Consider the following 26,742-nt stretch of genomic DNA (forward strand, 5'->3'; position numbering starts at 1 on the left):
TGCCCCCTCCGTCCGTTGACGTCGGACGACGTCAACTTCTGTGACTGTGACGGTGGAGGGGGCCGGAATGTGCGGTACGGGGTGTTGCGGATGGATCTCGAAGTGGCCACGAGAGGCGGCCGTCGAGACCGGTAGGTGATCCTCCGGTGACCTAGGAGACGACGTCCTTACGGGCGAAACCCCGGAAGGCCAGGGCGAACAGGACCAGGGCGTACGTTATCGAGACGGCCGTCCCCTGGATCATGCCGCCCCACTCCGGGCGGGGCTGAATGGCGTCGGCCCACGCGAACTGCCAGTGCGCCGGAAGGAAGTCGCGCCAGTCGCCGAGGGCCGTCACGGCGTCCAGGACGTTGCCGACGATGGTCAGGCCGACGGCGCCGCCGACCGCTCCCAGAGGGGCGTCCGTCTTCGTCGACAGCCAGAACGCCAGTCCCGCGGTGACCAGTTGGGACACGAAGAGATAGCCGACGACCACCACCAGACGCTGGGCCGCCGTGCCCGCGGCGAGCGAACCGCCGGTGGGGATCTCCAGTGGCCCCCAGCCGTAGGCCGCCGTGCCGACCGCGATGGCCACGACCGGCAGCAGCACCATCGCGGCGAGGCTCATACCGAGGGCGACGGCGAGCTTGGACCACAGGAGGCGGGCGCGCGGCACCGGGGCCGCGAGCAGATAGCGCAGGGACGACCAACTGGCCTCCGAGGCGACCGTGTCCCCGCAGAACAGGGCGACCGGGATGACGAGCAGGAAGCCCGCGGAGACGAAGAGGTTGACGGCGACGAAGTTGGCGCCGGACGCGGTGGCCGTGTCCATCAGGGTGACCTGGTTGTTGCCTTCCCCGGGCTCGCCGCCGATCGCGAACGCGGCGACGAGGATGAACGGCAGCGCTGCGAGGATGCCGCCCATGACGAGCGTACGGCGGCGCTTGAGCTGGCGGACCAGCTCGACGCGCAGGGGCAGTGTCCGCCGGGCGCGGTACCCGTCGGCCGTCTCCGCCCGCTCCACGACCGTACTCGTCGTACTCGTCGTGTTCATCGTGCTCATGCGGAACCTCCGATCAGGGTGAGGAAGGCGTCTTCGAGGCGGCGGTGGGGGCCCACCGACTCCACGGGCACTTCGAGGCGGACGAGTTCGACGACGAGGCGCTGGGCGCTGCCGTCCTCGGGGGCGAGACGGACCAGGAGGCCGTCGTCGGTGCGTACGGCGGAGACGATGCCCTGCAGGGCGGCGACCTTCTCGACGACCGGCTCCTCCACGGGGGTGGTGGTGCCGACGAGCAGGGTGTCGCCGGAGCCGATGATCTCGCTGACCGGACCCGCCTGGACCAGCTTGCCGCGGTCCATGACGACGAGGTGGGTGCAGGACTGCTCGACCTCCGCCAGCAGGTGGCTGGAGACGATCACCGTGCGGCCGGCCTCCGCGTACCGGATCATCACCTCGCGCATCTCGCGGATCTGGGGCGGGTCGAGGCCGTTGGTCGGTTCGTCGAGGATGAGGAGGTCGGGCAGGCCGAGCATGGCCTGGGCGATGGCGAGGCGCTGGCGCATGCCCTGGGAGTACGTGCGCACCGCGCGCGCGAGTGCGTCGCCGAGGCCCGCGATCTCCAGGGCTTCTTCCATGTGGGCGTCCTCGGCCGGGCGGCCCGTCGCCTGCCAGTACAGCTCCAGGTTCTCGCGGCCGGAGAGGTGCGGGAGGAAGCCGGCGCCCTCGACGAAGGCGCCGACGCGGGAGAGGACGGGAGCGCCGGGGCGGATGGCGTGCCCGAAGACGCGGATCTCGCCGCCGTCGGGCCTGATGAGGCCCATCAGCATGCGCAGGGTGGTGGTCTTGCCGGCGCCGTTGGGGCCGAGGAGTCCGAGAACCTGGCCCTTCTCGACGCGGAACGACAGGTCCCGTACGGCGTACCGGTCCGACGACTTCGCGTACCGCTTGCTCAGGTCGGTGATCTGGAGCGGGACTTCGGCCAGTTCGGGGTCCGGGGCGGAGGGTGCCGCCGTACGCCTGCGGCCGGACAGGAGCAGGGCCAGGGCGATCGCGGCGCCCGCGAGGGGCAGCCACCACACCCAGGCGGGCAGCCCGGCCGAGGCCGTGGTGACGCCGGGGGCGGTCGGGATCTTCAGGTCGCTCGTGACGGAGACGGTGTACGTGGCCGGGGCGACCGGTGAGGCGTACGCGAGGTCCGTGGAGGCGAGGACCAGGCGGAGACGGTGGCCCTGTTCGACCTCGTGGTCGATGGCCGGGAGGGTGATGGTGACGTCCTTGCCCTCCTTGGCGCCCTCGACCCTGAGCGGGGTGACGAGCTGGCCGGGCAGCACCTGTTGCCTGCCGTTGGCCGAGACGTCGTACACCTTGGCGAAGAGGACGGCGTCCTCGCTGGTCGACTTGACGTGGACGGTGACCGTGGGGGAACCGGTGATCCGTACGTCGTCGGCGACCGGCGCCGATTCGAAGCGTGCGTTCTGCCCCGGGAAGTCGAGCGAGACGCCGACGCCGAGCGAGGAGAGCTGGGAGAGTCCGCCCGCCGCGCCGAGGCCGGGCAGGGAGGAGACGGCGGGCGGGGCGGCGCCGGCCGGGTTGTCGAACGTCTGCTCCCGGCCGGTCAGGGCGACCTCGCGCCGGCCGCTCTCCAGCCCCGGATAGGTGTCCGAGGTGGCGCCGCGCAGGGTCGCCGCCCCGTCGGTGGAGTCGACACCGCCGGTGCGGGTGACGCGGAAGGCGGGGCCGGTGTCGGCGCCCTTGTCGTCCTTCAGGTACCGGTCGAACCACGACTTGATCCGGGACTCGACGCGGCTCGTCTCCATGTCGCCGCCGTCATGGCCGCCCGCGATCCAGTCGACGTCCACGGGCGCGCCGTTGGCGCGGATCGCCTTCGCGGCGGCGTCGGCCTGGCCGAGCGGGAAGAGGGAGTCCGTCTGGCCCTGGATCAGCAGGGTGGGCACCTTGATGCGGTCACCGACGGCGGCGGGTGACCGGTCGGCGAGGAGGGTGGTGGCCTCGGCGTCCGGCCGGCCGGCCTCGGCGACCCGGTCGTACATCCCGCACAGCGTGGCCTCGAACCGGTCGCAGCCGCCGCCGGTGTTGATGAAGATGCCGGCCCACTGCTTCTTGAAGACGCCGCCCGGGAACAGGGCGTCCGCGAGGTTCCAGTAGGTGATCGCGGGCGCGATGGCGTCGACCCGCTGGTCGTACCCGGCGGCGAGGAGGGAGACGGCGCCGCCGTAGGACCCGCCGGCCATGCCCACGCGCGGGTCGCCGCTCTTGTCGAGCTGGACCTCGGGGCGCGCGGCGAGCCAGTCGATGAGTTTCGAGACGTCGGCGACCTCGGCCTTCGGGTCGTTCAGCCCGATCTTCCCGGTCGATCTGCCGAAGCCCCGGGCGGACCAGGTCAGCACCGCGTACCCGTCGCGGGCGAGGTTCTGGGCCTGGGACCGTACGTCGTCCTTGCTGCCGCCGAAGCCGTGCGCGAGGAGGACGGCGGGGCGGCGGTCGGAGTCCGGACCCGCGGTGAAGTACGAGGTGTCGATGCGCACCCCGCCGCCCATGTCCATGACCCGGTCGGCGCGGTGCACCGCGGGCGCCTCGTCCGAGGCGACAGCCGTCCACGTACCGGCACCGGCGAGCAGGGCGACGGCGGCGGCCACGGCGACCAGCCGCCGTGGCCGCCGGAGCCGCGCTCCCCGCAGTCCGGGCATTCGAAGATCCATACGTCAACGGTACGGGCCGCCACTGACATCCGGGGCAACCGGCGGTCGGAACCTCGTGCCATCCTCCGGGCGTACGGCACGGGTACGGCGTACACCAGGCGTGGTACGAACGGGCACATGGAGATTCCGTCTGAGGAGATTCGGCCTGGGGAAATCCCGTCCGGGGAGATTCGATCGGTGGAGACTCGGTCTGTGGATATTCGCCGCGCCCTGACGGTCGCCGAGCTGGCCGCCGCCGAACACCTCTTCGACCACCCGGTCCGCACCGAGTGGGCGGAACGTTTCCTGTCGTCCACCGGACATCACCTGTATCTGGCCTACGAGTCCGCCGACGCGACAGCCCCCGTCGGCTTCGTGAGCGGCGTCGAGACGATCCACCCGGACAAGGGTGCGGAGATGCTGCTGTACGAACTGGGGGTGGCCGAGTCGCACCGGCGCAGGGGGATCGGGCGGGCCCTGGTGCGGCGGCTGGCGGGGCTGGGGCGTGAACTCGGGTGCTACGGGATGTGGGTGCTGGTCGACACCGACAATGACGTCGCCCTCGCCACGTATCGGAGTGCGGGTGGGAAGGACGACGGGGTGTGCGCGGTGGTGAACTGGGAGTTCGAGTAGGGCCTCAACCGCCGGACAGGGCCTCCGGGCGCGAAGATCCGTAGCGCTCACGTCAATGGCGCAACCCGGCCCGGATCACGCGGGGGGCGTCCCGGTGGGAGTTCGGACCTCACGAGTGATCAGGTCAGGTCAGGTCTGAGCGTCGCCGGTCAGTGAAGGCACGGCGTACGGGCGCAGGATCATGAGCGAGTTCTGCGGTTCGGCCCTCATGGCGAAGGGGAACCGGTCGAGGCCGAGACAGAGGGCGACGTCGTCGGGGTGGGCTCCTTGGCGTACGCCCTCCGTCAGTTCCGTGGCGGCTCGGGACTCGGCGGCGCGGCGGAGGAACTCGGTGGGATCCGTCGCAGCCTCGGTGACTCTCCGGGCGATGTACTGGGCGCACGCCAGATCCTCGTCGGCCCGGCCGTCCTCGCCGGTGACCACGAACGTGACGCTGTCACTCGCGCGGGTCCGCAGGAGCCGAGCCGTTGCCTCCGCCACCACGAAGCCGGCGCACAGCACCAGCGACGCCTCCTTGACCGCGAGGGCGCCGACCGTGCCTGCCGTGGTCTTCTGCACGACGGTCCGTCCGCCGAGGTCGACGGATCGCAGCATGCCGGGCGAGTTGACCATGTCGAACCCGGGCGCGGGCGGCCCGTCCTTGAGCGCCGTCCAGTCCGGGTGGGCCGCCTTGAGCGCCAGAGCGTCGTCCAGTGACTCGGCGAGAACGATCTTTTCCGCCCCTTGGGCAAAGGCCCAGGCCGCCACGGTGAAAGCACGCATGACGTCGACCACGACCGCCACGGACGGGGTTTCGGTCAGCTCGGGGATACCGAGGAACTGAGCGTCCATTCTCATCATGGTCGCGTACGCCCGGCCCGGAGCATCCGGGATGTTGCGGATCCGGTTCGGAACGGCAATGCCCGCCGACCTGGAAGTAGCGGGTCGGCGGGCATGCGTACCGGGTTCTCAGTGGTTGCGCGGGAAGCCCAGGTCGACGCCCGAGGGACCGTCCGCCGGGTCGGGCCAGCGGGTCGTGACGACCTTGCCGCGGGTGTAGAAGTGGGTGCCGTCGTTGCCGTAGATGTGGTGGTCCCCGAAGAGGGAGTCCTTCCAGCCGCCGAACGAGTGGTAGCCCACCGGGACGGGGATCGGGACGTTGACGCCGACCATGCCCGCCTCGACCTCCAGCTGGAAGCGGCGGGCCGCGCCGCCGTCCCGGGTGAAGATCGCGGTGCCGTTGCCGAAGGGGGAGGCGTTGATCAGCGCCAGGCCCTCCTCGTAGGTGTCGACGCGCAGGACGGTCAGGACCGGGCCGAAGATCTCGTCCTGGTAGGCCTTTGCCGACGTGGGCACCTTGTCGAGGAGCGAGATGCCGATCCAGTGGCCGTCCTCGAAGCCCTCGACCGTGAAGCCGCTGCCGTCGAGGACGACCTCCGAGCCCTCGGCCGCCGCGCCCGTGACGTACGAGGCCACCTTGTCGCGGTGGACCTTGGTGATGAGCGGGCCCATCTCGGAGGTGGGGTCGTTGCCGGGGCCGATCTTGATCTTCTCGGCGCGCTCGCGGATCTTCTCCACCAGTTCGTCGCCGATCGCGCCGACCGCCACGACCGCGGAGATCGCCATACAGCGTTCGCCCGCCGAGCCGTAGGCCGCCGACACGGCGGCGTCGGCCGCCGCGTCCAGGTCCGCGTCCGGGAGGACCAGCATGTGGTTCTTGGCTCCGCCCAGGGCCTGGACGCGCTTGCCGTTCGCCGAGGCCGTGGTGTGGATGTAGCGGGCGATGGGAGTCGAGCCCACGAACGAGACCGCCTTGACGTCCGGGTGCTCCAGGAGGCGGTCGACCGCCACCTTGTCGCCGTGGACGACGTTGAAGACGCCGTCCGGCAGGCCCGCCTCGGACAGCAGTTCGGCGAGCTTCATGGCCGCCGACGGGTCCTTCTCGGACGGCTTCAGCACGAACGTGTTGCCGCACGCGATGGCGATCGGGAACATCCACATCGGCACCATGGCCGGGAAGTTGAACGGCGTGATGCCCGCGACGACGCCGAGGGGCTGGCGGATGGACGAGACGTCGACACGGCTCGCCACCTCCGTCGACAGCTCGCCCTTCAGCTGCACGGTGATACCGCACGCGAGTTCGACGATCTCCAGGCCGCGGGCCACCTCACCCAGCGCGTCGGAGTGCACCTTGCCGTGCTCCGCCGTGATCAGCTCGGCGATCGCGTCGCGGTTGGCGTCCAGCAGCGCGCGGAACTTGAAGAGGATGGTGCTGCGCTTGGCCAGGGACGACCTGCCCCAGGTCGCGTACGCGTCCTTGGCTGCCGCGACCGCCGCGTCGACCTCGTCGACCGTCGCGAAGGCGACGTTCGTGGTGACCGCGCCGGTCGCGGGGTCGGTGACCGGCCCGTACGTGCCCGACGCGCCCTCGACGGTCTTGCCGCCGATCCAGTGGTTGACGATCTTCGTCATGCCCAGGTTCTCCTTCACAGATGGCGGCGTCGGGTAGAGACGTGCCGTTCGTACAGCTCACGTGCCTTGACCGCCGACGGGCGGGTCGCGGTCTCGGCCACAGGAACATCCCACCAGGCCTGCGCCGGAGGCGCGCCCGACACTGTGTCTGCCGTTTCCGTCTCGACGTAGACACAAGTGGGAGTGTCGGCGGTACGGGCCTCGGCGAGCGCCGCCCGCAGCTCCCGTACCGTCTTCGCGCGCAGGACGCGCATGCCCAGGCTCGCCACGTTGGCGGCCAGGTCCACGGGCAGGGGGGCGCCCGTGTACGTTCCGTCGTCCGCCTGGTAGCGGTAGGCGGTGCCGAAGCGCTCGCCGCCGACCGACTCGGACAGGCCGCCGATGGACGCGTAGCCATGGTTCTGGATGAGGAGGAGCTTGATGGCGATCCCCTCCTGTACGGCCGTCACGATCTCCGTCGGCATCATCAGGTACGTGCCGTCGCCCACCAGCGCCCAGACGGGACGCTCGGGCGCCGCCAGTTTCACACCGATCGCGGCCGGGATCTCGTATCCCATGCAGGAGTAGCCGTATTCCAGGTGGTACTGGTCCTGCGACCGGGCGCGCCAGAGTTTGTGCAGGTCACCGGGGAGCGAACCGGCCGCGTTGATGATGATGTCCGACTCGTCGGCGAGGGCGTCCAGCGCGCCCAGCACCTGGGGCTGCGTCGGGCGTACGTCCGGCTCGTCGGCCTCGTAGGCGGCGTCGACGCGCTGTTCCCAGCGCTCCTTGTCCTCGGTGTACTCGCGGGCGTACCCGTCCGTGACCCGGTGCTCGTGGAGCGCCAGTGCTTCCGTCAGCTGCTCCAGCGCGCTGCGGGCGTCCGCGATCAACGGGGTGGCGGACAGCTTGTGGCCGTCGTACGGAGCGAGGTTGAGGTTCAGGAAGCGGACGCCCGGCTCCGCGAACAGGGTGTGGGAGGCCGTGGTGAAGTCCGTGTAGCGGGTGCCGACCCCTATCACCAGGTCTGCCAGGCGCGCGAGTTCGTCCGCCGTAGCCGTTCCCGTGTGGCCGATGCCGCCTACGTCCTGGGGGTGGTCGTGGCGCAGGGAGCCCTTGCCGGCCTGGGTGGAGGCGACCGGGATGCGGGTCGCCGAGGCGAACTCCGCCAACGCCCCCTCGGCGCGGCTGTGGTGGACCCCGCCGCCCGCGACGATCAGGGGACGGCGGGCGGCACGGACCACCCGGACCGCTTCCGCCAGTTCGTCGGGGTCGGCGGCTGGGCGGCGTACGTGCCACACGCGGTCGGCGAAGAACTCGTCCGGCCAGTCGTACGCCTCGGCCTGAACGTCCTGCGGGAGAGCGAGAGTTACCGCGCCTGTCTCGACGGGGTCGGCGAGGACCCGCATCGCTTGGAGCGCCGCCGGGATCAGTGCCTCGGGGCGTGTGACGCGGTCGAAGTACCTCGACACCGGGCGCAGACAGTCGTTGACCGACACGTCGCCCGCGTACGGGACTTCGAGCTGCTGGAGAACCGGGTCCGCCGGGCGGGTCGCGAAGGTGTCGCCGGGGAGAAGGAGCACCGGGAGGTGGTTGATCGTGGCGAGCGCGGCGCCGGTGACGAGGTTGGTCGCGCCCGGGCCGATCGATGTCGTCACGGCGTGCGTGGAGAGGCGGTTGGACTGACGGGCGTAGCCAACTGCCGCGTGCACCATGGACTGTTCGTTGCGGCCCTGGTGGAACGGCATGTCGTCGGCGTACTCGACGAGCGCCTGGCCGAGCCCGGCGACGTTCCCGTGGCCGAAGATGCCCCAGGTGGCCTCGATCAGGCGGCGGCGGACGCCGTCCCGCTCGGTGTACTGGGCGGCCAGGAAGCGTACGAGCGCCTGCGCGACCGTGAGCCTCGTCGTCGAGTTCGTGGAGGTGGTCGAGGTGGGCGGGGTCATCGGTGTCCCCCTGTGCTGTCCGGGTGTGCCAAGTGGACCTCCGGCGCGGGGCCGTAGCGAGCGGGGAGTCGTCGCCCGCACTTCGCTCCTGCCAGGGCGAAGCGGTCTCCCGCGCCGGAGGCGATCAGTGCCCGGGCGTTCCGGGGTGCGTGCGCGAGGTCGATGACCGACGCGAACACCCTTTTCCTGCCCAGGAGTTGGAAGTCGTCGTGCGCCGCGCCGGACGCCGCCCGCACGGTACAGCCGCCGTACCCCTCTGTCATCGCGCGCCTCACAGGAGTCCGACGGCGGTGTCCACGGCGGCGGACACATCGCCGTCCGCCGGATACAGCAGCGAGCGGCCGACCACCAGGCCCTGGACGGTGGGGAGTTGGAGCGCACCGCGCCACTTCTCGTACGCGCCCTCCTGGTCGTCCCCGACCTCACCGCCGAGCAGCACGGCGGGCAGGGTGGAGGTCTGCATGACCTCGGCCATGTCGTCCGGGTTCTCGGTGACGGGGACCTTCAGCCAGGTGTACGCCGAACTGCCGCCCAGGCCCGACGCGATGGCGATGGACTTGGTGACGGCCTCGGCGGAGAGGTCGTTGCGGAGCTTGCCGTCGGGGCCACGCCTGCTGATGAACGGCTCGACGAAGAGCGGGAGTTGCCTTTCGGCCATCGCGTCGATCGCGTGGGCCGTGGACTCCAGGGTGGTGAGGGAGCCCGGGTCGTCGTAGTCGATGCGTACGAGCAGTTTGCCGGCGTCGAAGCCGAGGCGTGCCATGTCCTCGGGGCGGTGGCCGGTGAAGCGGTCGTCGAGCTCGAAGCTGGCGCCGGAGAGGCCGCCGCGGTTCATCGACCCCATGACGACCTTGCCGTCGAGCGCGCCGAGGAGGAGCAGGTCGTCCAGGATGTCGGCGGTCGCGAGGACCCCGTCGACGCCGGGGCGGGACAGCGCGAGGCACAGACGTTCGAGCAGGTCGGCCCGGTTGGCCATGGCCAGCCCGCGGTTGCCGACACCGAGGGCGCCGCGGGCCGGGTGGTCGGCGGCGACGATCATCAGCCGGCCGGAGTCCCCGAGGAGAGGGCGGCGGGTCCGCCGGGCGGCGGCTTCCGCGATGGCCTCGGGGTGCCGGGCACGGGTGGCGGCGAGGGCGGAGATGTCCACGGGGGCGAGAGGGCTGGTGCCGCTGCTTGTGGCGTTGCCGATGGACGCGAGGGACGCGGTGGAACTCATCGCACCGCTCCCGCCGCGAGTGCCGCCTCGACCTCGGTCGGGGTGGGCATCGCCGACGAGCACTCCAGGCGGGAGGCGACGATCGCGCCGGCCGCGTTGGCGTACCGCATGACGCGCTCCAGGTCCCAGCCTTCGAGGAGACCGTGGCAGAGGGAGCCGCCGAAGGCGTCACCGGCGCCGAGGCCGTTGAGGACGTTCACGGGGAGCGGGGGCACCTCTGCCGTCTCGCCCTTGCTGTTGACGGCGAGAACACCCTTAGGGCCCTGCTTGACGACCGCCAGTTCGACTCCGGCGTCGAGGAGGGCGCGGGCGGCGGCGTGCGGCTCGCGTACACCGGTCGCCACCTCCACCTCGTCGAGGTTGCCGACGGCGACGGTGGTGTGGCGCAGGGCCTCGGTGTAGAAGGGGCGCGCCGACTCGGGGTCCTTCCAGAACATGGGGCGCCAGTCGAGGTCGAAGACCGTCGTACCGGACTTGGCGCGGTGCGCGAGGGCGGCCAGGGTCGCCGCGCGGCTGGGCTCCTCACTCAGGCCGGTGCCCGTGACCCAGAAGACGCTCGCCTCGCCGACCGCGTCCAGGTCCAGCTCGTGGACGTCGATCTCAAGATCCGGCGCCTTGGGCTGCCGGTAGAAGTACAGCGGGAAGTCGTCCGGCGGGAACACCTCGCAGAACGTGACCGGGGTGTTGAGGCCGGGGACCGAGGTGACCCAGCGGTCGTCCACGCCGAAGTCGCGCAGGGCGTCGTGCAGATAGCGCCCGAAGGCGTCGTCACCGGTCCGCGTGATCACCGCGGTGCTGCGCCCGAGGCGGGACGCGGCGACCGCGACGTTCGTCGCCGAGCCGCCGAGGAACTTTCCGAATGACGTCACCTGGGCGAGCGGCACACCGGTCTGCAGTGGATACAGGTCCACTCCGATCCGCCCCATGGTGATCAGGTCGTACGCCATCGACTTCCCTTCGCGTTTCTTCGGCTCAAGCGGCTCACGTGGCTCGCACTGCTCGTACATCGGTCGGCACATCGGTCGGCACAGCAGTGGTCACGGCAGTCGTCACAGCGGCTCGCACTCAGGTCTAGCCCGCTTCACGGAGCCCTGTCAATACTTTGTCCGGACATTCGGACCAGACCTTGACACGCGTCCAGGCATCGGCTGAAGCTGACGCCCATGACTACGGTGTCCCCTTCCTCCGCTTCCTCCCAGTCAAGTCCCCCGCTGTCACGCATCCGGGTCGGCTCGGCGCCAGACTCCTGGGGCGTGTGGTTCCCGGACGACCCCCAGCAGGTTCCCTGGCAGCGCTTCCTCGACGAGGTCTCGCAGTCCGGCTACGAGTGGATCGAGCTGGGCCCGTACGGGTACCTGCCGACCGACCCGGCCGTCCTCACCGAGGAGACGGCCAGGCGCGGGCTGAAGGTCTCCGCCGGCACGGTCTTCACCGGGCTGCACCATGGCGAGTCCGTCTGGGAGAAGACCTGGGCGCACGTCGCGGACAACGCGGTGCTCGCCCAGGCCATGGGCGCGTCCCACCTGGTGGTCATCCCGTCCTTCTGGCGGGACGACAAGACCGGTGAGGTGCTGGAGCCGGACACGCTGACGCCCGAGCAGTGGCGCAACCTGACCACGCTGACCGAGCGGCTCGGGCACGAGGTGCGGGAGCGGTACGGCCTGCAGATCGTCGTCCACCCGCACGCCGACACCCACATCGACAGCGAGGCGAACGTCACCCGCTTCCTCGACGGCACCGACTCGTCGCTCGTCTCGCTGTGCCTGGACACGGGCCACTACGCCTACTGCGGCGGCGACAGCGTCAAGCTGATCGAGACCTACGGCGAGCGGATCGGCTACCTGCACCTCAAGCAGGTCGACCCCGAGATCCTCGCGGACGTACGGGCGAACGAGGTTCCGTTCGGCCCGGCGGTAGCCCGCGGTGTCATGTGCGAACCCCCGGCCGGGGTGCCGGAGTTGGGGCCCGTCCTGGCCGCCGCCCAAAAGCTGGACGTGGACCTGTTCGCGATCGTCGAGCAGGACATGTACCCGTGCGAGCCGGACAAGCCGCTGCCGATCGCACAGCGGACGCGAGCGTTCCTGAGGTCCTGCGGGGCGTAGCGCTCCGCGGGATCGGCGGTTCCCCCATCCGCGGGCCGGTGGGGGCTGGTCGCGCAGTTCCCCGCGCCTCTTAGGGGGCGCTGACCCGCACCGGGGACTTACCAGCCCCCTCCACGTCCGCCACCCTCTTCCCTATCGGCGTGCACCCCGCAGGTCAACGAGCCACTCCGGCCTGTGGGCGTGCGCCTTTTCATCACTCGTGTCACAAAAGCCCCTCTCCTGTCACACATGTCGCGCGTACGCGGATTCTACGTCACATGACGTCAACAGGTGATCACTAGGGGTAACCAAAGGTCGTTTAACGGGCAATGGCTTTGTGATCGCCAGCGCAGCGTCCGGCTCCCCCGACGGCCGACCCTGGCCGACCCCGTGACGCACGCGACAGGGAGGTGCACCGATGACCGACCGACGGCTCTGGTCGTACAAAGAGATCGCCGCACACATCCGTGTCCAGCCGGACACCGTGCGGTCGTACCGCAAACACGGTCTGCTGCCCGCCCCCGACCATGTGGAGGGCGGCAAGCCCTACTGGTACGCCGACACCGTACGGGCATGGGTCGCGGCCCGCCCCGGCAACCGCGGCCGAAGAGACGGCTGAGACACCCCGAGCCCCGGCCGTGCCCCGCCCGTCACGAGCGGGGCGCGGCCGTTACTGGTCCGCCGGGGCATACGAGGGGGGAAGCCGAGGATCCAGACATGGGAGCCCGCACCGCGTGGCGTTGCACGTCTTCGCCTTCAACCGTTCCTGTGGGCTGAGCGGGCGTGAGTCCGTTCAGCCGCGCGCCCCGAACGGTCTTGGGCGAGCTGGTCCCCGGCCTACTCGACCCCGGGTGGCGCCACGCATCCTGTGCGTGGTCCGAGCCCGGGAGGCCCCCGCGGCCGGAGGCCGCTGACGGACACGGCCCTCACGACCTGACCAGGGCGAGTGGATCGACGCCGTACGCATGTCGGTCCTCTCCCACGGATGTGCCGCACACCGCGGGTGTCCCGGCCTCGAAGAGGTCAGCGCCACGGCTCGATGACCGTCACCCCCGCCCCCGGCCCCGCCCCCATCGCCGCCAGCGCGGCCGGGGACTCGGTCAGCGGGATGGTGGAGGTGACCAGCAGGTCCGGCCGCAGGACGCCCGCCGCCACCGACTCCAGCATCGGCGGGTAGGTGTGGGCGGCCATGCCGTGGCTGCCCAGGAGTTGGAGCTCGAGAGCGACAACGCGGGCCATCGGGACGGGTGTCGTACCGGTGTCCGACGGGAGCAGGCCGACCTGCACATGGCGGCCACGGCGGCGCAGGCCGCTGACCGAGGCCGCGCAGGTGACCGGTGAGCCGAGCGCGTCCAGCGACAACTGAGCACCGCCGCCGGTCAGTTCACGTACCGCCGCTGCCGTGTCGCCGGTGGTGGCCGCGTTCACGCACTCCGCCGCGCCGAACTTCCGCGCCAGTTCCAGTGCCCCGGGGGACACGTCGACAGCGACGACCCGGGCACCGGAGGCCGCCGCGATCATCACCGCGGAGAGGCCCACGCCACCGCACCCGTGCACGGCGACCCACTCCCCCGCCGACACCCGCCCGAGCTGGACCACCGCCCGGTACGCCGTCGCGAACCGGCAGCCCAGCGAGGCCGCCGTCCCGAAGGACATCTCCTCCGGCATGGCGACGAGGTTCACGTCGGCGTGGTCCAGCGCCACGAACTCCGCGAACGAGCCCCAGTGCGTGAACCCGGGCTGGGTCTGCCGCTCGCACACCTGCTGGTCACCGGCCGCGCAGGACGGGCAGCTCCCGCAGGCGCAGACGAAGGGCACCGTGACCCGGTCCCCGGCCCGCCAGCCGCCCACCCCGGCGCCGACCGCCTCGACGACACCGGCGAGTTCATGGCCGGGCACGTGCGGCAGCGCGATGTCGGGGTCGTGGCCCATCCAGCCGTGCCAGTCGCTCCGGCACAGCCCGGTGGCCTCGACGCGCACCACGACACCGTGCGGCGCGGGCACCGGGTCCGGTACCTCCCGCACCTCGGCCGGCTCCCTGTACCGCTCGAACACCACCGCACGCATACGCCCTCGCCCTCACCGTCGCCGTCCCCCGTACCGGAGATCTTGCCACTGACACGAGCAAAGTACCCCCCAGGGGTATAGTAGTGTGAGACTCACAGGGCACGTGCGCCACGACGACGCCCTCGATGACACCTCGAAGAGGAGCAACGACATGACCGCCCAGACCGACACCCCCGGTTCCGTCACCGCCGTCTACCAGGTGACCGGCATGAGCTGCGGGCACTGCGAGGGCTCGGTCTCGACCGAGCTCTCCGAGCTTGCCGGCGTCACCTCGGTGAAGGCCGTCGCCGCCACCGGTGAGGTCACCGTGGTGTCCGAGGCCCCGCTCGACGAGGCCGCCGTGCGCGCCGCGGTGGACGAGGCGGGCTTCGAGCTGGCCGGCCGGGCCTGACCGTACGGACGCGGCGACCATGACCAGCACCAGCACCGAGACCCCGGCAGTCACCCCCCATGAGGTCGAGCTGACCATCGGCGGGATGACGTGTGCCAGCTGCGCGGCCCGCGTCGAGAAGAAGCTCAACCGCATGGACGGCGTCCTCGCCACGGTCAACTACGCGACGGAGAAGGCGAAGATCGCGTACGGCGACGGGGTCGGGGTCGACGATCTGATCGCCACCGTCGTGAGGACGGGGTACACGGCCGAGGAGCCGCCCCCGCCGGCTGTGACTGAGGCGCCCGCTGCCGAGCAGGACACGGACCCCGAACTGGCCGGTCTGCGGGAGCGGCTCGTCGTCTCCGTACTGCTCGCCGCGCCCGTCGTCCTGATGTCCATGATTCCCGCGCTCCAGTTCGACAACTGGCGGTGGCTCGCGCTGACGCTGACCTCGCCGGTCGTCGTCTGGGGCGGACTGCCCTTCCACCGGGCCGCGTTCACCAACGCGCGGCACGGCGCGGCCACCATGGACACCCTCGTGTCGGTCGGCACGCTCGCCGCGTACGGCTGGTCCCTGTGGGCGCTGTTCTGGGGCGACGCGGGCAGGCCCGTGACACCGGGCATGGCGGGGATGCCAGGGATGACCGGTACGGACGGGATGACCGGGATGGGGATACGGGAGAGCTTCTCGTTCACCGCCTCCCGCACCGGCGGCTCCGCGGAGATCTACCTCGAAGTCGCCGCCGGGGTCGTCGCGTTCATCCTGCTGGGGCGCTATCTGGAGGCCCGCGCCAAGCGGCGCTCGGGCGCGGCCCTGCGGGCGCTCATGGAACTGGGCGCGAAGGATGTCTCCGTACTGCGCGGGGGGCGTGAAGTGCGCGTTCCGGTCGGCGAGTTGGCGATCGGTGACCGGTTCGTCGTACGGCCCGGGGAGAAGATCTCCACCGACGGCACGGTCGTCGAGGGAGCCTCGGCGGTCGACGCGTCGATGCTGACCGGCGAGTCCGTGCCGGTCGACGTGAGTGCCGGGGACGCCGTCACGGGCGCGACCGTGAACGCCGGGGGCCGACTGGTCGTCGAGGCGACCCGGGTCGGCGCGGACACCCAGCTCGCGCGGATGGCCCGGCTGGTGGAGGACGCGCAGAACGGCAAGGCCGACGTGCAGCGGCTCGCCGACCGGATCTCCGGGATCTTCGTACCGGTGGTGCTGCTGATCGCGGCCGGTACGTTCGGCGGCTGGCTCGGCGTCACGGGCGACACGGTCGCCGCCTTCACCGCCGCCGTCGCCGTCCTGATCATCGCCTGCCCGTGTGCGCTGGGCCTCGCCACCCCGACCGCGCTGATGGTCGGCACGGGGCGCGGGGCGCAGCTCGGCATCCTCATCAAGGGCCCCGAGGTCCTGGAGTCCACGCGCCGCGTCGACACGATCGTCCTGGACAAGACGGGCACGGTCACCACGGGCCGTATGACCCTCCAGGAGGTGTACGTCGCGGAGGGCGCCGACGAGAAGCAGGTGCTGCGGCTCGCGGGCGCCCTCGAGCACGCCTCCGAGCACCCGGTCGCCCGAGCGGTCGCCGCGGGGGCGGCGGAGCGGGTCGGGACACTGCCGGAGGCCGAGAACTTCGAGAACGTGCCCGGGCGGGGCGTGCGAGGGCGCGTCGACGGGCACGAGGTGGCCGTGGGACGGCTCGTGGACGGGCTGTCGGGGCCGCTCCCGGAGGAGTTGGCCCACGCGAAGGCGGAGGCCGAGAGCAGCGGACGTACGGCCGTCGTGGTGGCCTGGGACGGCGTGGCGCGCGGTGTCCTCACCGTCGCCGACGCGGTCAAGGAGACCAGCGCCGAGGCCGTGCGCGAGCTGCGCGAGCTGGGGCTCACGCCGGTGCTGCTGACCGGGGACAACCGGGCGGTGGCCCAGGCGGTGGCGAAGGCCGTCGGGATCGACCAGGTGATCGCGGAAGTCCTGCCCGAGGAGAAGGTCGACGCCGTACGACGGCTCCAGGCCGAGGGGCGGACCGTCGCGATGGTCGGCGACGGGGTGAACGACGCGGCGGCGCTGGCCACGGCCGATCTGGGCCTGGCGATGGGTACGGGCACGGACGCGGCGATCGAGGCGAGTGATCTGACGCTGGTGCGCGGGGATCTACGGGTGGCCGCGGACGCCATCCGGCTGTCCCGGAAGACGCTCGCGACCATCAAGGGCAACCTGGCGTGGGCGTTCGGCTACAACGTGGCCGCGCTGCCGCTTGCCGCTGCCGGGCTGCTGAACCCGATGATCGCGGGGGCCGCGATGGCCTTTTCCTCGGTCTTCGTGGTGACGAACAGCCTCCGTCTGCGCACGTTCCGCTGAGATCGGCTCCTCCCTGCCGAAGTTACCGGCAGTACGCACAAGTCGGTGCCATAGTCCCTATGGAGTCCAACGCCAGCCTCACATAAGCTCTTCACAAGGCTCGCGCATCATCCTTACGCTTGGGCCCCGGTCGCGACAACCGGGATCCGGCGTACCTCGAGGACATATGCGGGAGACGCAGATCACACTGCTGTGAACGTAACCATCGAAGGGCTTCAAAGGTCTAAGTTGGCGATGTCGGACAGCGTCTTGGGGGGCGTTGAACGACGTCTGAGGATGTCTTGGGGGACGTCCTCGGAGATGCGTTGCCGGGACACGTACACCGGGAAGCTTGAGCGGCCCACCCCAGCGTGCGCGTCCCGGCAGATCGCACACAGCAGGAGTACGGCGAGTTTTGCTCGTTTTGCTCAACAGCCGTCACTATGGCGGTAGCACAACAACGGTCGCCCAGGCGGCCTGCACACCAGTGATAGCGAATTCAGGCGCTGTCCTCCGAAACGCCCGGCCGGATCCCGTGGGGGGAATCCGCACCGGGACATGGGAAGGCGCCCTGTACGCCGGCCCGTGGGGGGACCGTCGGCAGGGCGCCTTCTGTTTTTCTCTTGTGGCTCGGTTCGCCTCCGGGCGCTACAGCCTGTGTCGAGAGCCCGACCGTGCTCGACCCGGCGGGCCTCCACGCGCTCGAACTCTCGACACAGGCGCGCCCTTCGGCTCACTCGCCGGGCGAACCGGCGTGAACGTGCAGGCGCGCCCGGCGTTACAAGCTCAGCGAGACCGACTGCTCAACGCTGCTCCACCGGCACGAAGTCGCGCTCCACCACGCCCGTGTAGATCTGGCGGGGGCGGCCGATGCGCGAGCCCGGCTCCTTGATCATCTCGTGCCACTGGGCGATCCAGCCCGGGAGGCGGCCGAGGGCGAACAGGACCGTGAACATCTCGGTCGGGAAGCCCATCGCGCGGTAGATGAGGCCGGTGTAGAAGTCGACGTTCGGGTAGAGGTTGCGCGAGACGAAGTAGTCGTCGGAGAGCGCGTGCTCCTCCAGCTTCAGCGCGATGTCCAGCAGTTCGTCGGACTTGCCGAGGGCCGAGAGGACGTCGTGCGCGGCAGCCTTGATGATCTTCGCGCGCGGGTCGAAGGACTTGTACACCCGGTGGCCGAAGCCCATCAGGCGGACGCCGTCCTCCTTGTTCTTCACCTTGCGGATGAAGGAGTCGACATCGCCGCCGTTGGCCTGGATGCCCTCCAGCATCTCCAGCACCGACTGGTTGGCGCCGCCGTGCAGCGGGCCCCAGAGCGCGGAGATACCGGCCGAGATCGACGCGAACATGTTGGCCTGCGAGGAGCCGACCAGCCGGACCGTCGACGTCGAACAGTTCTGCTCGTGGTCGGCGTGCAGGATCAGCAGCTTGTCCAGGGCGGAGACGACGACCGGGTCGAGGTCGTACTCCTGCGCCGGCACCGAGAACGTCATACGGAGGAAGTTCTCGACGTAACCGAGGTCGTTGCGCGGGTAGACGAACGGGTGACCGATCGACTTCTTGTACGCGTACGCGGCGATCGTCGGAAGCTTGGCGAGCAGCCGGATCGTCGAGAGGTTGCGCTGCTTCTCGTCGAACGGGTTGTGGCTGTCCTGGTAGAAGGTCGACAGCGCCGAGACGACCGACGACAGCATCGCCATCGGGTGCGCGTCACGGGGGAAGCCGCGGTAGAAGTTCTTGACGTCCTCGTGCAGCAGGGTGTGCTGCGTGATCTCGTTCCTGAACAGGGAGAGCTCGTCCACGGTCGGAAGCTCGCCGTTGATCAGCAGGAACGCCACCTCAAGGAAGGTGGAGCGCTCGGCGAGCTGCTCGATCGGGTACCCGCGGTACCGGAGGATGCCCTGCTCACCATCGAGGTAGGTGACTGCGGATTTATAGGCGGCCGTGTTTCCGTAGCCGCTGTCCAGAGTGACCAGACCGGTCTGAGCTCGGAGCTTCCCGATGTCGAAGCCCTTGTCGCCGACGGTGCTGTCGATCACCGGGTAGGTGTACTCGCCGTCGCCGAACCGCAGTACTACAGCGTTGTTGGTGTGCTCGCTCACGTCATCCCTCACCGACGTTGTGCCTCTTCTTCGAGGTGCCCTGACTGTCTCTACCATCCCCCATTTGGCGCAGGAGAGTGCACTCGGGGTCGACCATTGGGCCTATTGGCGGCACTGAGTGCCGCCAACCTACTCATCCTGCCCCCCTTCGCCCTGGTTCCGGAAGTGCCCTGTGACCTTTGTGACTCATTTGATCGATCATTGTTCGCGATCGTTGCGACATCCACGACGGTCGCGACGGGCTGCCGCGGCTACGAGCGCAGCCGGAAGTCCAGTGCCGTACAACGCCGTCCCGCCGACACCGTGCGCACCGCCTGGCCTATCGCCTTGCGTGAACCGACGAGGACCACCAGCTTCTTCGCCCGGGTCACGGCCGTATACAAAAGGTTGCGCTGGAGCATCATCCAGGCACCCGTGGTGACCGGGACGACCACCGCCGGGTACTCGCTGCCCTGGGAGCGGTGGATGGTCACGGCGTACGCGTGGGCGAGTTCGTCCAGCTCATCGAAGTCGTACGGCACCTCCTCGTCCTCGTCCGTCAGTACGGTGAGGCGCTGCTCCACCTCGTCGAGCGAGGTGACGACGCCGACGGTGCCGTTGAAGACGCCGTTCTCACCCTTGTCGTAGTTGTTGCGGATCTGCGTGACCTTGTCGCCGACGCGGAAGACCCGGCCGCCGAACCGCTTCTCGGGGAGGTCGGGGCGGCCCGGGGTGATCGCCTGCTGGAGCAGTCCGTTGAGGTTTCCGGCGCCCGCCGGGCCCCGGTGCATCGGCGCGAGCACCTGGACGTCCCGCCGGGGGTCGAGGCCGAACTTGGCCGGAATTCGCCGTGCGGCCACATCCACGGTGAGCCGGCCGGCCTCCTCCGTGTCGTCCTCGACGAAGAGGAAGAAGTCCTTCATGCCGTCGGTGACCGGATGCTGCCCGGAGTTGATCCGGTGCGCGTTCGTCACCACGCCCGACTGCTGGGCCTGCCGGAAGACCTTGGTGAGCCGGACGGCGGGGACCGGGCTGCCGTCGGCCAGCATGTCCCGCAGGACCTCCCCGGCGCCGACGCTGGGGAGTTGGTCCACGTCCCCGACGAACAACAGGTGCGCGCCCGGCGCGACCGCCTTCGCCAGCTTGTTGGCGAGCAGCAGGTCCAGCATCGAGGCCTCGTCCACCACCACGAGGTCGGCGTCGAGAGGGCGGTCCCTGTCGTAGGCCGCGTCGCCGCCGGGCTTCAGCTCCAGGAGGCGGTGGACGGTGGAGGCCTCGGCGCCGGTGAGTTCGGCGAGGCGCTTGGCGGCGCGGCCGGTCGGGGCGGCCAGCACGACCTTGGCCTTCTTGGCGCGCGCCAGCTCGACGATCGAGCGGACCGTGAAGGACTTGCCGCAGCCCGGTCCGCCGGTGAGGACGGCGACCTTCTGCGTCAGCGCGAGTCGGACGGCGGCCTCCTGCTCGGGGGCGAGATCGGCCCCCGTACGCCCCTGGAGCCACGCCAGCGCCTTGTCCCAGGCCACGTCGTGGAAGGCGGGCATCCGGTCCTCGCCGGTGCGCAGGAGGCGCAACAGCTGGGCGGAGAGGGAGAGTTCGGCGCGGTGGAAGGGGACCAGGTACACGGCCGTCACGGGCTCCGAGTCGCCCTCGGGGCCGGGGACCTTCTCCCGTACGACACCGGGGTCCTCGCCCTCCTCCGGGGGCGCCGCGAGTTCGGCGAGACACTCGATGACGAGGCCCGTGTCGACCTGGAGGAGCTTCACCGCGTCCGCGATCAGCCGTTCCTCGGGGAGATAGCAGTGGCCCTGGTCGGTGGACTGCGAAAGGGCGTACTGGAGGCCCGCCTTGACGCGCTCGGGGCTGTCGTGCGGGATGCCGACGGACTGGGCGATCTTGTCGGCGGTGAGGAAGCCGATGCCCCAGACGTCGGAGGCGAGGCGGTAGGGCTGGTTCCTGACGACGGAGATCGAGGCGTCGCCGTACTTCTTGTAGATGCGCACGGCGATGGACGTGGAGACCTCGACACTCTGGAGGAAGAGCATGACCTCCTTGATCGCCTTCTGCTCCTCCCAGGCGTCGGCGATCTTCCTGGTGCGCTTGGGACCGAGGCCCGGCACCTCGATGAGCCGCTTGGGCTCCTCCTCGATGATCCGGAGGGTGTCCAGGCCGAAGTGCTGGGTGATCCGGTCGGCGAAGACCGGGCCGATGCCCTTGACCAGGCCCGAGCCGAGATAGCGGCGCATGCCCTGGACGGTGGCGGGCAGGACGGTCGTGTAGTTCTCGACCGTGAACTGCTTGCCGTACTGCTGGTGGGAGCCCCAACGGCCTTCCATGCGCAGGGACTCGCCGACCTGGGCGCCGAGCAGCGCGCCCACGACCGTGAGGAGGTCACCGGCGCCGCGGCCGGTGTCGACGCGGGCGACCGTGTAGCCGTTCTCCTCGTTGGCGTACGTGATCCGCTCCAGGACGCCTTCGAGGACGGCCAGGCGCCGTTCCCCCTGCGCCGCCTGTTTCGGACCGACCGCCTGATTCGACATGATCCGACGCTACCGCCCGGCACCGACAGGCCGCCTGGGCCTGTGGACAACGCCCCCTCCCCCGAAGGCCGTCACCCCATGGCGGACTTGATGTGGTCCAGCACCGTCCTGAAGTCCTCCGTCGGGGAGAACTCCACGAACTCGCAGTCCTCAAGGGCCTCCGGCACATGGCCGGGCGCCCAGTAGTACGCCTGTCCCGCCTCGTACGTCTCGTCGCCCTCGTCGGTGTGCATCAGCAGCCGGCCCTTGACCAGGTAGCCCCAGTGCGGGCACTGGCAGGCGTCGCCGGGCAGGCCCTTGAACACCGGCGTCATGTCCGCACCCCGCGGCAGGGTCACATAGCCGACCGAGAGGCCCCCGCCGATCACCTGCGTACGCAGCTCCACGCCATCGCCTTCGAGCGCGATGGGAACGTCGTTCCGAGTCGTCGCCGTCATGATTCCTCCGCTCCGGCCCGTGACGGACCTGGTCGGCCCAGCGGGAACTGGTCCGTACGTCAAGCCTGGCCCGGCCCGCCGGGGCCCGCGACCGCACGGCCGAGGCGCCGGGGACCCGGCGTGCCCGCTCGTCCTGGCCACGCGCATCACGATCCGGTATCGAGAATCGGCCAGGGGCTTGTTTACGTCTGTGTAATCGATTCCAATCTGTCTCCAGTCAGTCGTGTAAACGATTCCACACGACTACGGAACCACAAGGAGGTGGTCCGGCGATGGCGAGCATCAAGGACGTCGCCGCCGAGGCGGGCGTGTCCGTCGCCACGGTGTCGCGGGTCCTGAACGACCATCCGTCCGTCAGCGCGGACGCACGCGCACGCGTGCTGGCCGCCGTCGAGGCGCTGGGCTACCGCCCGAACGCCGTCGCCCGCTCCCTGCGCACCGACCAGACCCGCACCCTCGGCCTGGTCATCAGCGATGTGATGAACCCGTACTTCACGACCCTGGCCCGCTCGGTCGAGGAGGAGGCCCGCGCCCTCGGCTACAGCGTGGTCATCGGCAACGCCGACGAACGCCCCGACCTCCAGGACCACCACGTACGGACCCTGCTGGACCGCCGTATCGACGGCCTCCTCGTCTCCCCCACCGACGGCGGTTCCCCGCTGATGCTGGACACCGCGCGCGGGGGCACCCCGATGGTCTTCGTGGACCGCTGGATCCCCGGCGTGGACGTGCCGGTCGTACGGGCGGACGGGCGCGCGGCGGTCCGCGATCTCGTCTCCCACCTGTACGGGCTCGGGCACCGGCGGCTCGCGATCATCGCGGGTCCGGCGGCCACCACCACCGGCAGTGAGCGCGTCGAGGCCTTCCGGGAGGCCCTCGCCGAGTACGGGCTGCCGCTCCCCGACGCCTACACAGGGCAGGGCGACTTCCAGGCCGAGAGCGGGCGCCGGGTGACGGACGCCTTCCTCGACCTGGCCGAGCCGCCCGAGGTCGTCTTCGCGGCCGACAACCTGATGGCGCTGGGCGCCCTGGACGCCGTACGCGCGCGTGGGATGCGGGTTCCGCAGGACATCGCGCTCGCGGCCTTCGACGACATCCCGTGGTTCGTGCACACCGATCCGCCCGTCACGGCGATCGCGCAGCCGACCGGTGAGCTGGGGCGGGCCGCCGTCCGGGCCCTCGTCGACATGATCGAGGGACGCCCTCCGCAGTCCGTGACGCTGGCCGCGCACCTCGTCGTACGGCGGTCGTGCGGCCAGCCGGCCCCGACCCCATCCGAACAGCCCCCCGCAACGAACAGGAGCCTGTCGTGAGCAACCCGGACGAGTTGCTGCGCATCGAAGGCATACGGAAGTCCTTCCCCGGCGTGGTCGCGCTCGACGGCGTCGACTTCGATCTTCGCCGCGGTGAGGTGCACGTACTGCTCGGTGAGAACGGCGCGGGCAAGAGCACCCTCATCAAGATGCTCTCCGGCGCCTACCGCCCCGACGCCGGCCGCGTCCTCGTCGACGGCGAGGAGACCCGTATCCACGGGGCGCAGGACTCCGAGCGTCTCGGGATCGCCACCATCTACCAGGAGTTCAACCTCGTACCCGATCTGACGGTCGCCGAGAACATCTTCCTGGGGCGGCAGCCGCGCCGCTACGGGATGATCGACCGGAAGCGGATGGAGGCCGACGCCGCCGCGCTCCTCGATCGCGTGGGTGTGAACGTGTCCCCACGCGCGCGGGTGCGTGAACTCGGTATCGCACGGCTCCAGATGGTCGAGATCGCGAAGGCGCTGAGCCTGGACGCGCGCGTCCTGATCATGGACGAGCCGACCGCCGTCCTCACCTCCGAAGAGGTCGAGAAGCTGTTCGCGATCGTGCGCTCGCTGCGCGAGGACGGCGTCGGGATCGTCTTCATCACCCATCACCTGGAGGAGATCGCCGCCCTGGGGGACCGGGTGACGGTGATCCGGGACGGTAGAAGCGTCGGCCAGGTGCCCGCCGACACGCCCGAGGACGAGCTCGTACGGCTCATGGTCGGGCGGTCGATCGAACAGCAGTACCCGCGCGAGGCCGCCGAGCCTGGCGCCGCTCTCCTCACGGTGGAAGGGCTCACCCGGGACGGTGTCTTCCACGACGTGGGCTTCGAGGTGCGGGCCGGTGAGGTCGTCGGCATCGCGGGGCTGGTGGGGGCCGGGCGTACGGAGGTCGCGCGCGCGGTGTTCGGCGCCGATCCGTACGACAGGGGTTCCGTGTCCGTGGCGGGCGCCGTCGTGCGCGGGAGCGATGTCGGGGCCGCCATGGCCGCCGGGATCGGGCTCGTGCCCGAGGACCGCAAGGGGCAGGGGCTGGTGCTCGACGCCTCGGTCGAGGAGAACCTCGGCCTGGTCACCCTGCGGGCCGCGACCAGGGGCGGGCTGGTCGACCTCAGGGGGCAGCGGGCCGCCGCCGCGAAGGTCGCCGAGCAGTTGGGCGTACGGATGGCAGGGCTCGGCCAGCAGGTGCGCACCCTCTCCGGCGGCAACCAGCAGAAGGTCGTCATCGGCAAGTGGCTGCTCGCGAACACCAGGGTGCTGATCCTCGACGAGCCGACGCGCGGTATCGACGTCGGTGCCAAGGTCGAGATCTACCAGCTGATCAACGAGCTGACGTCCGCCGGTGCCGCCGTACTGATGATCTCCAGCGATCTGCCCGAGGTGCTCGGGATGAGCGACCGGGTGCTGGTGATGGCGCAGGGCCGGATCGCCGGTGAACTCACGGCCGCCGAGGCCACCCAGGACTCCGTGATGGCACTCGCCGTCGGCACGAACATCACCTCGAACATCAACTCGATCGACAACTCCGTCGACAACTCCGGGAACGAAGTGGAGGGCTCTCGTGGCCACTGACACGCTCAAGAGCACGACGGGCGCGAGTGGCGCCACGAGCGGCCTGCGCCGCGTCCTGCTCGACAACGGCGCGCTGACGGCGCTCATCGTCCTCGTCATCGCGATGTCGGCGCTGTCCGGCGACTTCCTGACGACGGACAACCTGCTCAACGTGGGCGTCCAGGCGGCCGTGACCGCCGTCCTCGCCTTCGGCGTCACCTTCGTGATCGTCTCGGCGGGCATCGATCTGTCGGTCGGTTCCGTCGCCGCCCTGTCGGCCACCGTCCTTGCCTGGGCGGCGACCTCGGAGGGCGTACCGGTCCCGATAGCGGTCCTGCTGGCCGTCGTCACGGGCATCGCGTGCGGCCTGGTCAACGGCTTCCTGATCTCGTACGGCAAACTGCCGCCGTTCATCGCCACGCTCGCCATGCTGTCGGTGGGGCGCGGTCTGTCCCTGGTGATCTCGCAGGGTTCGCCGATCGCGTTCCCGTCGTCCGTCTCGCACCTCGGTGACACGCTGGGCGGCTGGCTGCCGGTGCCCGTGCTGGTGATGGTGGCCATGGGGCTCGTCACCGCGTTCATCCTCGGCCGTACTTACCTGGGCCGTTCCATGTACGCGATCGGCGGCAACGAGGAGGCGGCCCGGCTCTCCGGGCTCCGGGTGAAGAAGCAGAAGCTGGCGATCTACGCGCTGTCCGGGCTGTTCGCCGCCGCCGCGGGCATCGTGCTCGCGTCACGGCTGTCCTCCGCGCAGCCGCAGGCCGCACAGGGGTACGAGCTGGACGCCATCGCGGCGGTCGTCATTGGTGGGGCTTCGCTGGCCGGTGGTACCGGTAAGGCGTCCGGGACGCTGATCGGTGCGCTGATCCTGGCGGTGCTCAGGAACGGCCTCAACCTCCTTTCCGTGTCCGCGTTCTGGCAGCAGGTCGTCATCGGTGTCGTGATCGCGCTGGCGGTGCTGCTCGACACGGTTCGGCGGAAGAGCGGGGCGACGGTGGCGCCCGCCGGGGCCTCCGGCGGCGGGGACCGGCGCAAGCAGGCGCTGACGTACGTGGTGGCAGCGGTGGTCGCGACGGCGATCGTGGGCGCCACCTCGCTGCTGCACAACGGTTCGTCGTCCGCGACGAACCAGAAGGTGGGCCTGTCCCTGTCGACGCTGAACAACCCCTTCTTCGTGCAGATCCGGGCCGGCGCCCAGGCGGAGGCCAAGAAGCTGGGCGTGGACCTGACCGTCACGGACGCCCAGAACGACGCCTCGCAGCAGGCCAATCAGCTGGAGAACTTCACCAGTTCGGGCCTCGGGGCGATCATCGTCAACCCGGTGGACTCGGATGCGACGGGACCGGCCGCGCGGGCCGTGAACAAGTCCGGTATCCCGCTCGTCGCGGTCGACCGTTCGGTCAACAACGCGGACACCGCGACGCTCGTCGCCTCCGACAACACGCTCGGCGGCAGGCTGGCCGCGAAGGCCCTCGCCGAGAAGCTGGGCGGCACGGGCACGATCGTCGTCCTCCAGGGCCAGGCGGGCACCTCCGCGAGCCGTGAGCGCGGCGCCGGCTTCACCGAGGGCCTGAAGGCCTACCCGGGCATCAAGGTCGTCGCCAGGCAGCCCGCCGACTGGGACCGCACCAAGGGCCTGGACGTCATGACCAACCTCCTCCAGGCCAACCCCGGCATCAACGGTGTCTTCGCCGAGAACGACGAGATGGCACTCGGCGCGATCAAGGCGCTGGGCGGCAAGGCGGGCACGTCGGTGCAGGTGATCGGCTTCGACGGTACGCCCGACGGACTGAAGGCGGTCGCGGACGGTTCGCTGTACGCGTCGGTCGCCCAGCAGCCCAAGGAGCTCGGGCGGATCGCGGTGCAGAACGCGCTGCGGGTCGCCGAGGGCAAGGGCGTCGAGAAGGCGGTGATGGTGCCGGTGAAGGTGGTCACGAAGGAGAACGTGGCGGCGTTCGGCGGCTGAGCCACGCCTCTCTCCGGGAAGTAGCTTCGCGGAACGCTTAGGAGAGCGCTGAGAAGAGCGTGAGGAGTGGTGGCAGGCCGGGAGCCTTTTGTCGAGGCTGCCCGGCCTGCTCAC

Annotated in this window: 19 protein-coding genes and 1 pseudogene; 8 read left to right on the forward strand and 12 right to left on the reverse strand. The window is 70.3% G+C overall.

Annotation, left to right across the window (positions count from 1 at the left end; all coding sequences use genetic code 11):
* Positions 1-151 precede the first annotated feature (151 nt).
* Both IEY89_RS34110 and IEY89_RS34115 read right to left on the reverse strand, forming a co-directional pair.
* Positions 152-1,042, reverse strand: a complete 891-nt coding sequence (locus IEY89_RS34110; protein WP_373287329.1) for an ABC transporter permease — start codon at positions 1,040-1,042, stop codon at positions 152-154.
* Positions 1,039-3,702 carry an alpha/beta fold hydrolase gene (locus tag IEY89_RS34115; protein ID WP_189151410.1) on the reverse strand — a complete coding sequence of 888 codons (2,664 nt, stop codon included), beginning with the start codon at positions 3,700-3,702 and terminating at the stop codon, positions 1,039-1,041. The genes IEY89_RS34110 and IEY89_RS34115 overlap by 4 nt, the downstream gene beginning before the upstream one ends.
* Before the next feature lie 192 nt (positions 3,703-3,894).
* On the opposite strand from IEY89_RS34115, the gene IEY89_RS34120 reads away from it, so the two are divergent.
* Positions 3,895-4,314, forward strand: a complete 420-nt coding sequence (locus IEY89_RS34120; RefSeq protein WP_189151411.1) for a GNAT family N-acetyltransferase — start codon at positions 3,895-3,897, stop codon at positions 4,312-4,314.
* Between the two features lie 129 nt (positions 4,315-4,443).
* On the opposite strand, the gene IEY89_RS34125 is transcribed toward IEY89_RS34120, so the two are convergent.
* From IEY89_RS34125 to iolC, 6 genes and pseudogenes are all read right to left on the reverse strand, one after another.
* On the reverse strand, positions 4,444-5,145 hold the full coding sequence (locus tag IEY89_RS34125; RefSeq protein WP_189151412.1) for a 2-phosphosulfolactate phosphatase: 702 nt from the start codon (positions 5,143-5,145) through the stop codon (positions 4,444-4,446).
* A gap of 117 nt (positions 5,146-5,262) precedes the next feature.
* The gene (gene mmsA / locus IEY89_RS34130) at positions 5,263-6,765 is read right to left on the reverse strand and encodes a CoA-acylating methylmalonate-semialdehyde dehydrogenase (protein WP_189151413.1); all 1,503 of its coding nucleotides are present in this window, start codon (positions 6,763-6,765) and stop codon (positions 5,263-5,265) included.
* 14 nt (positions 6,766-6,779) lie between these two features.
* Positions 6,780-8,690, reverse strand: coding sequence for a 3D-(3,5/4)-trihydroxycyclohexane-1,2-dione acylhydrolase (decyclizing) (iolD, locus tag IEY89_RS34135; protein WP_189151414.1), 1,911 nt, complete (start codon positions 8,688-8,690; stop codon positions 6,780-6,782).
* A gap of 35 nt (positions 8,691-8,725) precedes the next feature.
* Positions 8,726-8,938 (reverse strand): annotated as a pseudogene (locus tag IEY89_RS34140) (5-deoxy-glucuronate isomerase); the annotation flags it as partial.
* A gap of 23 nt (positions 8,939-8,961) precedes the next feature.
* A complete protein-coding gene (locus tag IEY89_RS34145; RefSeq protein ID WP_229695572.1) occupies positions 8,962-9,906 on the reverse strand; it encodes a Cgl0159 family (beta/alpha)8-fold protein in 945 nt (314 codons plus the stop codon).
* Complete coding sequence (iolC, locus tag IEY89_RS34150; protein WP_189151416.1) at positions 9,903-10,853, reverse strand: 5-dehydro-2-deoxygluconokinase; 951 nt, start codon at positions 10,851-10,853, stop codon at positions 9,903-9,905. Before iolC ends, IEY89_RS34145 begins: the two co-directional genes overlap by 4 nt.
* A 216-nt stretch (positions 10,854-11,069) precedes the next feature.
* On the opposite strand from iolC, the gene IEY89_RS34155 reads away from it, so the two are divergent.
* Both IEY89_RS34155 and IEY89_RS34160 read left to right on the forward strand, forming a co-directional pair.
* The gene (locus IEY89_RS34155; RefSeq protein ID WP_189151417.1) at positions 11,070-12,008 is read left to right on the forward strand and encodes a sugar phosphate isomerase/epimerase family protein; all 939 of its coding nucleotides are present in this window, start codon (positions 11,070-11,072) and stop codon (positions 12,006-12,008) included.
* Between the two features lie 397 nt (positions 12,009-12,405).
* A complete protein-coding gene (locus tag IEY89_RS34160) occupies positions 12,406-12,606 on the forward strand; it encodes a helix-turn-helix transcriptional regulator (protein WP_189151418.1) in 201 nt (66 codons plus the stop codon).
* 404 nt (positions 12,607-13,010) lie between these two features.
* On the opposite strand, the gene IEY89_RS34165 is transcribed toward IEY89_RS34160, so the two are convergent.
* Positions 13,011-14,054: a zinc-dependent alcohol dehydrogenase family protein gene (locus IEY89_RS34165; protein WP_189151419.1), complete on the reverse strand. Its 1,044-nt coding sequence runs from the start codon at positions 14,052-14,054 to the stop codon at positions 13,011-13,013.
* 151 nt (positions 14,055-14,205) lie between these two features.
* Between IEY89_RS34165 and IEY89_RS34170 the strand changes: the two genes are divergently transcribed.
* Together IEY89_RS34170 and IEY89_RS34175 are read left to right on the forward strand one after the other, a co-directional pair.
* Positions 14,206-14,445: a heavy-metal-associated domain-containing protein gene (locus tag IEY89_RS34170; protein WP_189151420.1), complete on the forward strand. Its 240-nt coding sequence runs from the start codon at positions 14,206-14,208 to the stop codon at positions 14,443-14,445.
* Between the two features lie 19 nt (positions 14,446-14,464).
* Positions 14,465-16,774 carry a heavy metal translocating P-type ATPase gene (locus IEY89_RS34175; protein ID WP_189151421.1) on the forward strand — a complete coding sequence of 770 codons (2,310 nt, stop codon included), beginning with the start codon at positions 14,465-14,467 and terminating at the stop codon, positions 16,772-16,774.
* A 782-nt stretch (positions 16,775-17,556) separates the two neighbouring features.
* Here IEY89_RS34175 and IEY89_RS34180 read toward each other — a convergent pair.
* The 3 genes from IEY89_RS34180 to IEY89_RS34190 form a co-directional block, all read right to left on the reverse strand.
* On the reverse strand, positions 17,557-18,855 hold the full coding sequence (locus tag IEY89_RS34180; protein WP_189151422.1) for a citrate synthase: 1,299 nt from the start codon (positions 18,853-18,855) through the stop codon (positions 17,557-17,559).
* A 251-nt stretch (positions 18,856-19,106) separates the two neighbouring features.
* Positions 19,107-21,371: an SF1B family DNA helicase RecD2 gene (gene recD2 / locus IEY89_RS34185; protein WP_189151423.1), complete on the reverse strand. Its 2,265-nt coding sequence runs from the start codon at positions 21,369-21,371 to the stop codon at positions 19,107-19,109.
* 71 nt (positions 21,372-21,442) lie between these two features.
* Positions 21,443-21,808 (reverse strand): cupin domain-containing protein, encoded by a 366-nt coding sequence (locus tag IEY89_RS34190; RefSeq protein WP_189151424.1) that lies wholly within the window; start codon positions 21,806-21,808, stop codon positions 21,443-21,445.
* Positions 21,809-22,080: 272 nt separating this feature from the next.
* Here IEY89_RS34190 and IEY89_RS34195 point away from each other — a divergent pair, with 272 nt between their 5' ends.
* The 3 genes from IEY89_RS34195 to IEY89_RS34205 are packed head-to-tail and all read left to right on the forward strand — an operon-like array spanning position 22,081 to position 26,628.
* Positions 22,081-23,121, forward strand: coding sequence for a LacI family DNA-binding transcriptional regulator (locus tag IEY89_RS34195; RefSeq protein ID WP_189151425.1), 1,041 nt, complete (start codon positions 22,081-22,083; stop codon positions 23,119-23,121).
* Complete coding sequence (locus tag IEY89_RS34200) at positions 23,118-24,683, forward strand: sugar ABC transporter ATP-binding protein (protein WP_189151426.1); 1,566 nt, start codon at positions 23,118-23,120, stop codon at positions 24,681-24,683. Before IEY89_RS34195 ends, IEY89_RS34200 begins: the two co-directional genes overlap by 4 nt.
* A complete protein-coding gene (locus tag IEY89_RS34205; protein ID WP_189151427.1) occupies positions 24,673-26,628 on the forward strand; it encodes an ABC transporter permease/substrate-binding protein in 1,956 nt (651 codons plus the stop codon). Before IEY89_RS34200 ends, IEY89_RS34205 begins: the two co-directional genes overlap by 11 nt.
* The last annotated feature ends 114 nt before the right edge of the window (positions 26,629-26,742 follow it).

Source organism: Streptomyces lacrimifluminis, assembly GCF_014646095.1.
GTDB classification, from domain to species: Bacteria; Actinomycetota; Actinomycetes; order Streptomycetales; family Streptomycetaceae; genus Streptomyces; species Streptomyces lacrimifluminis.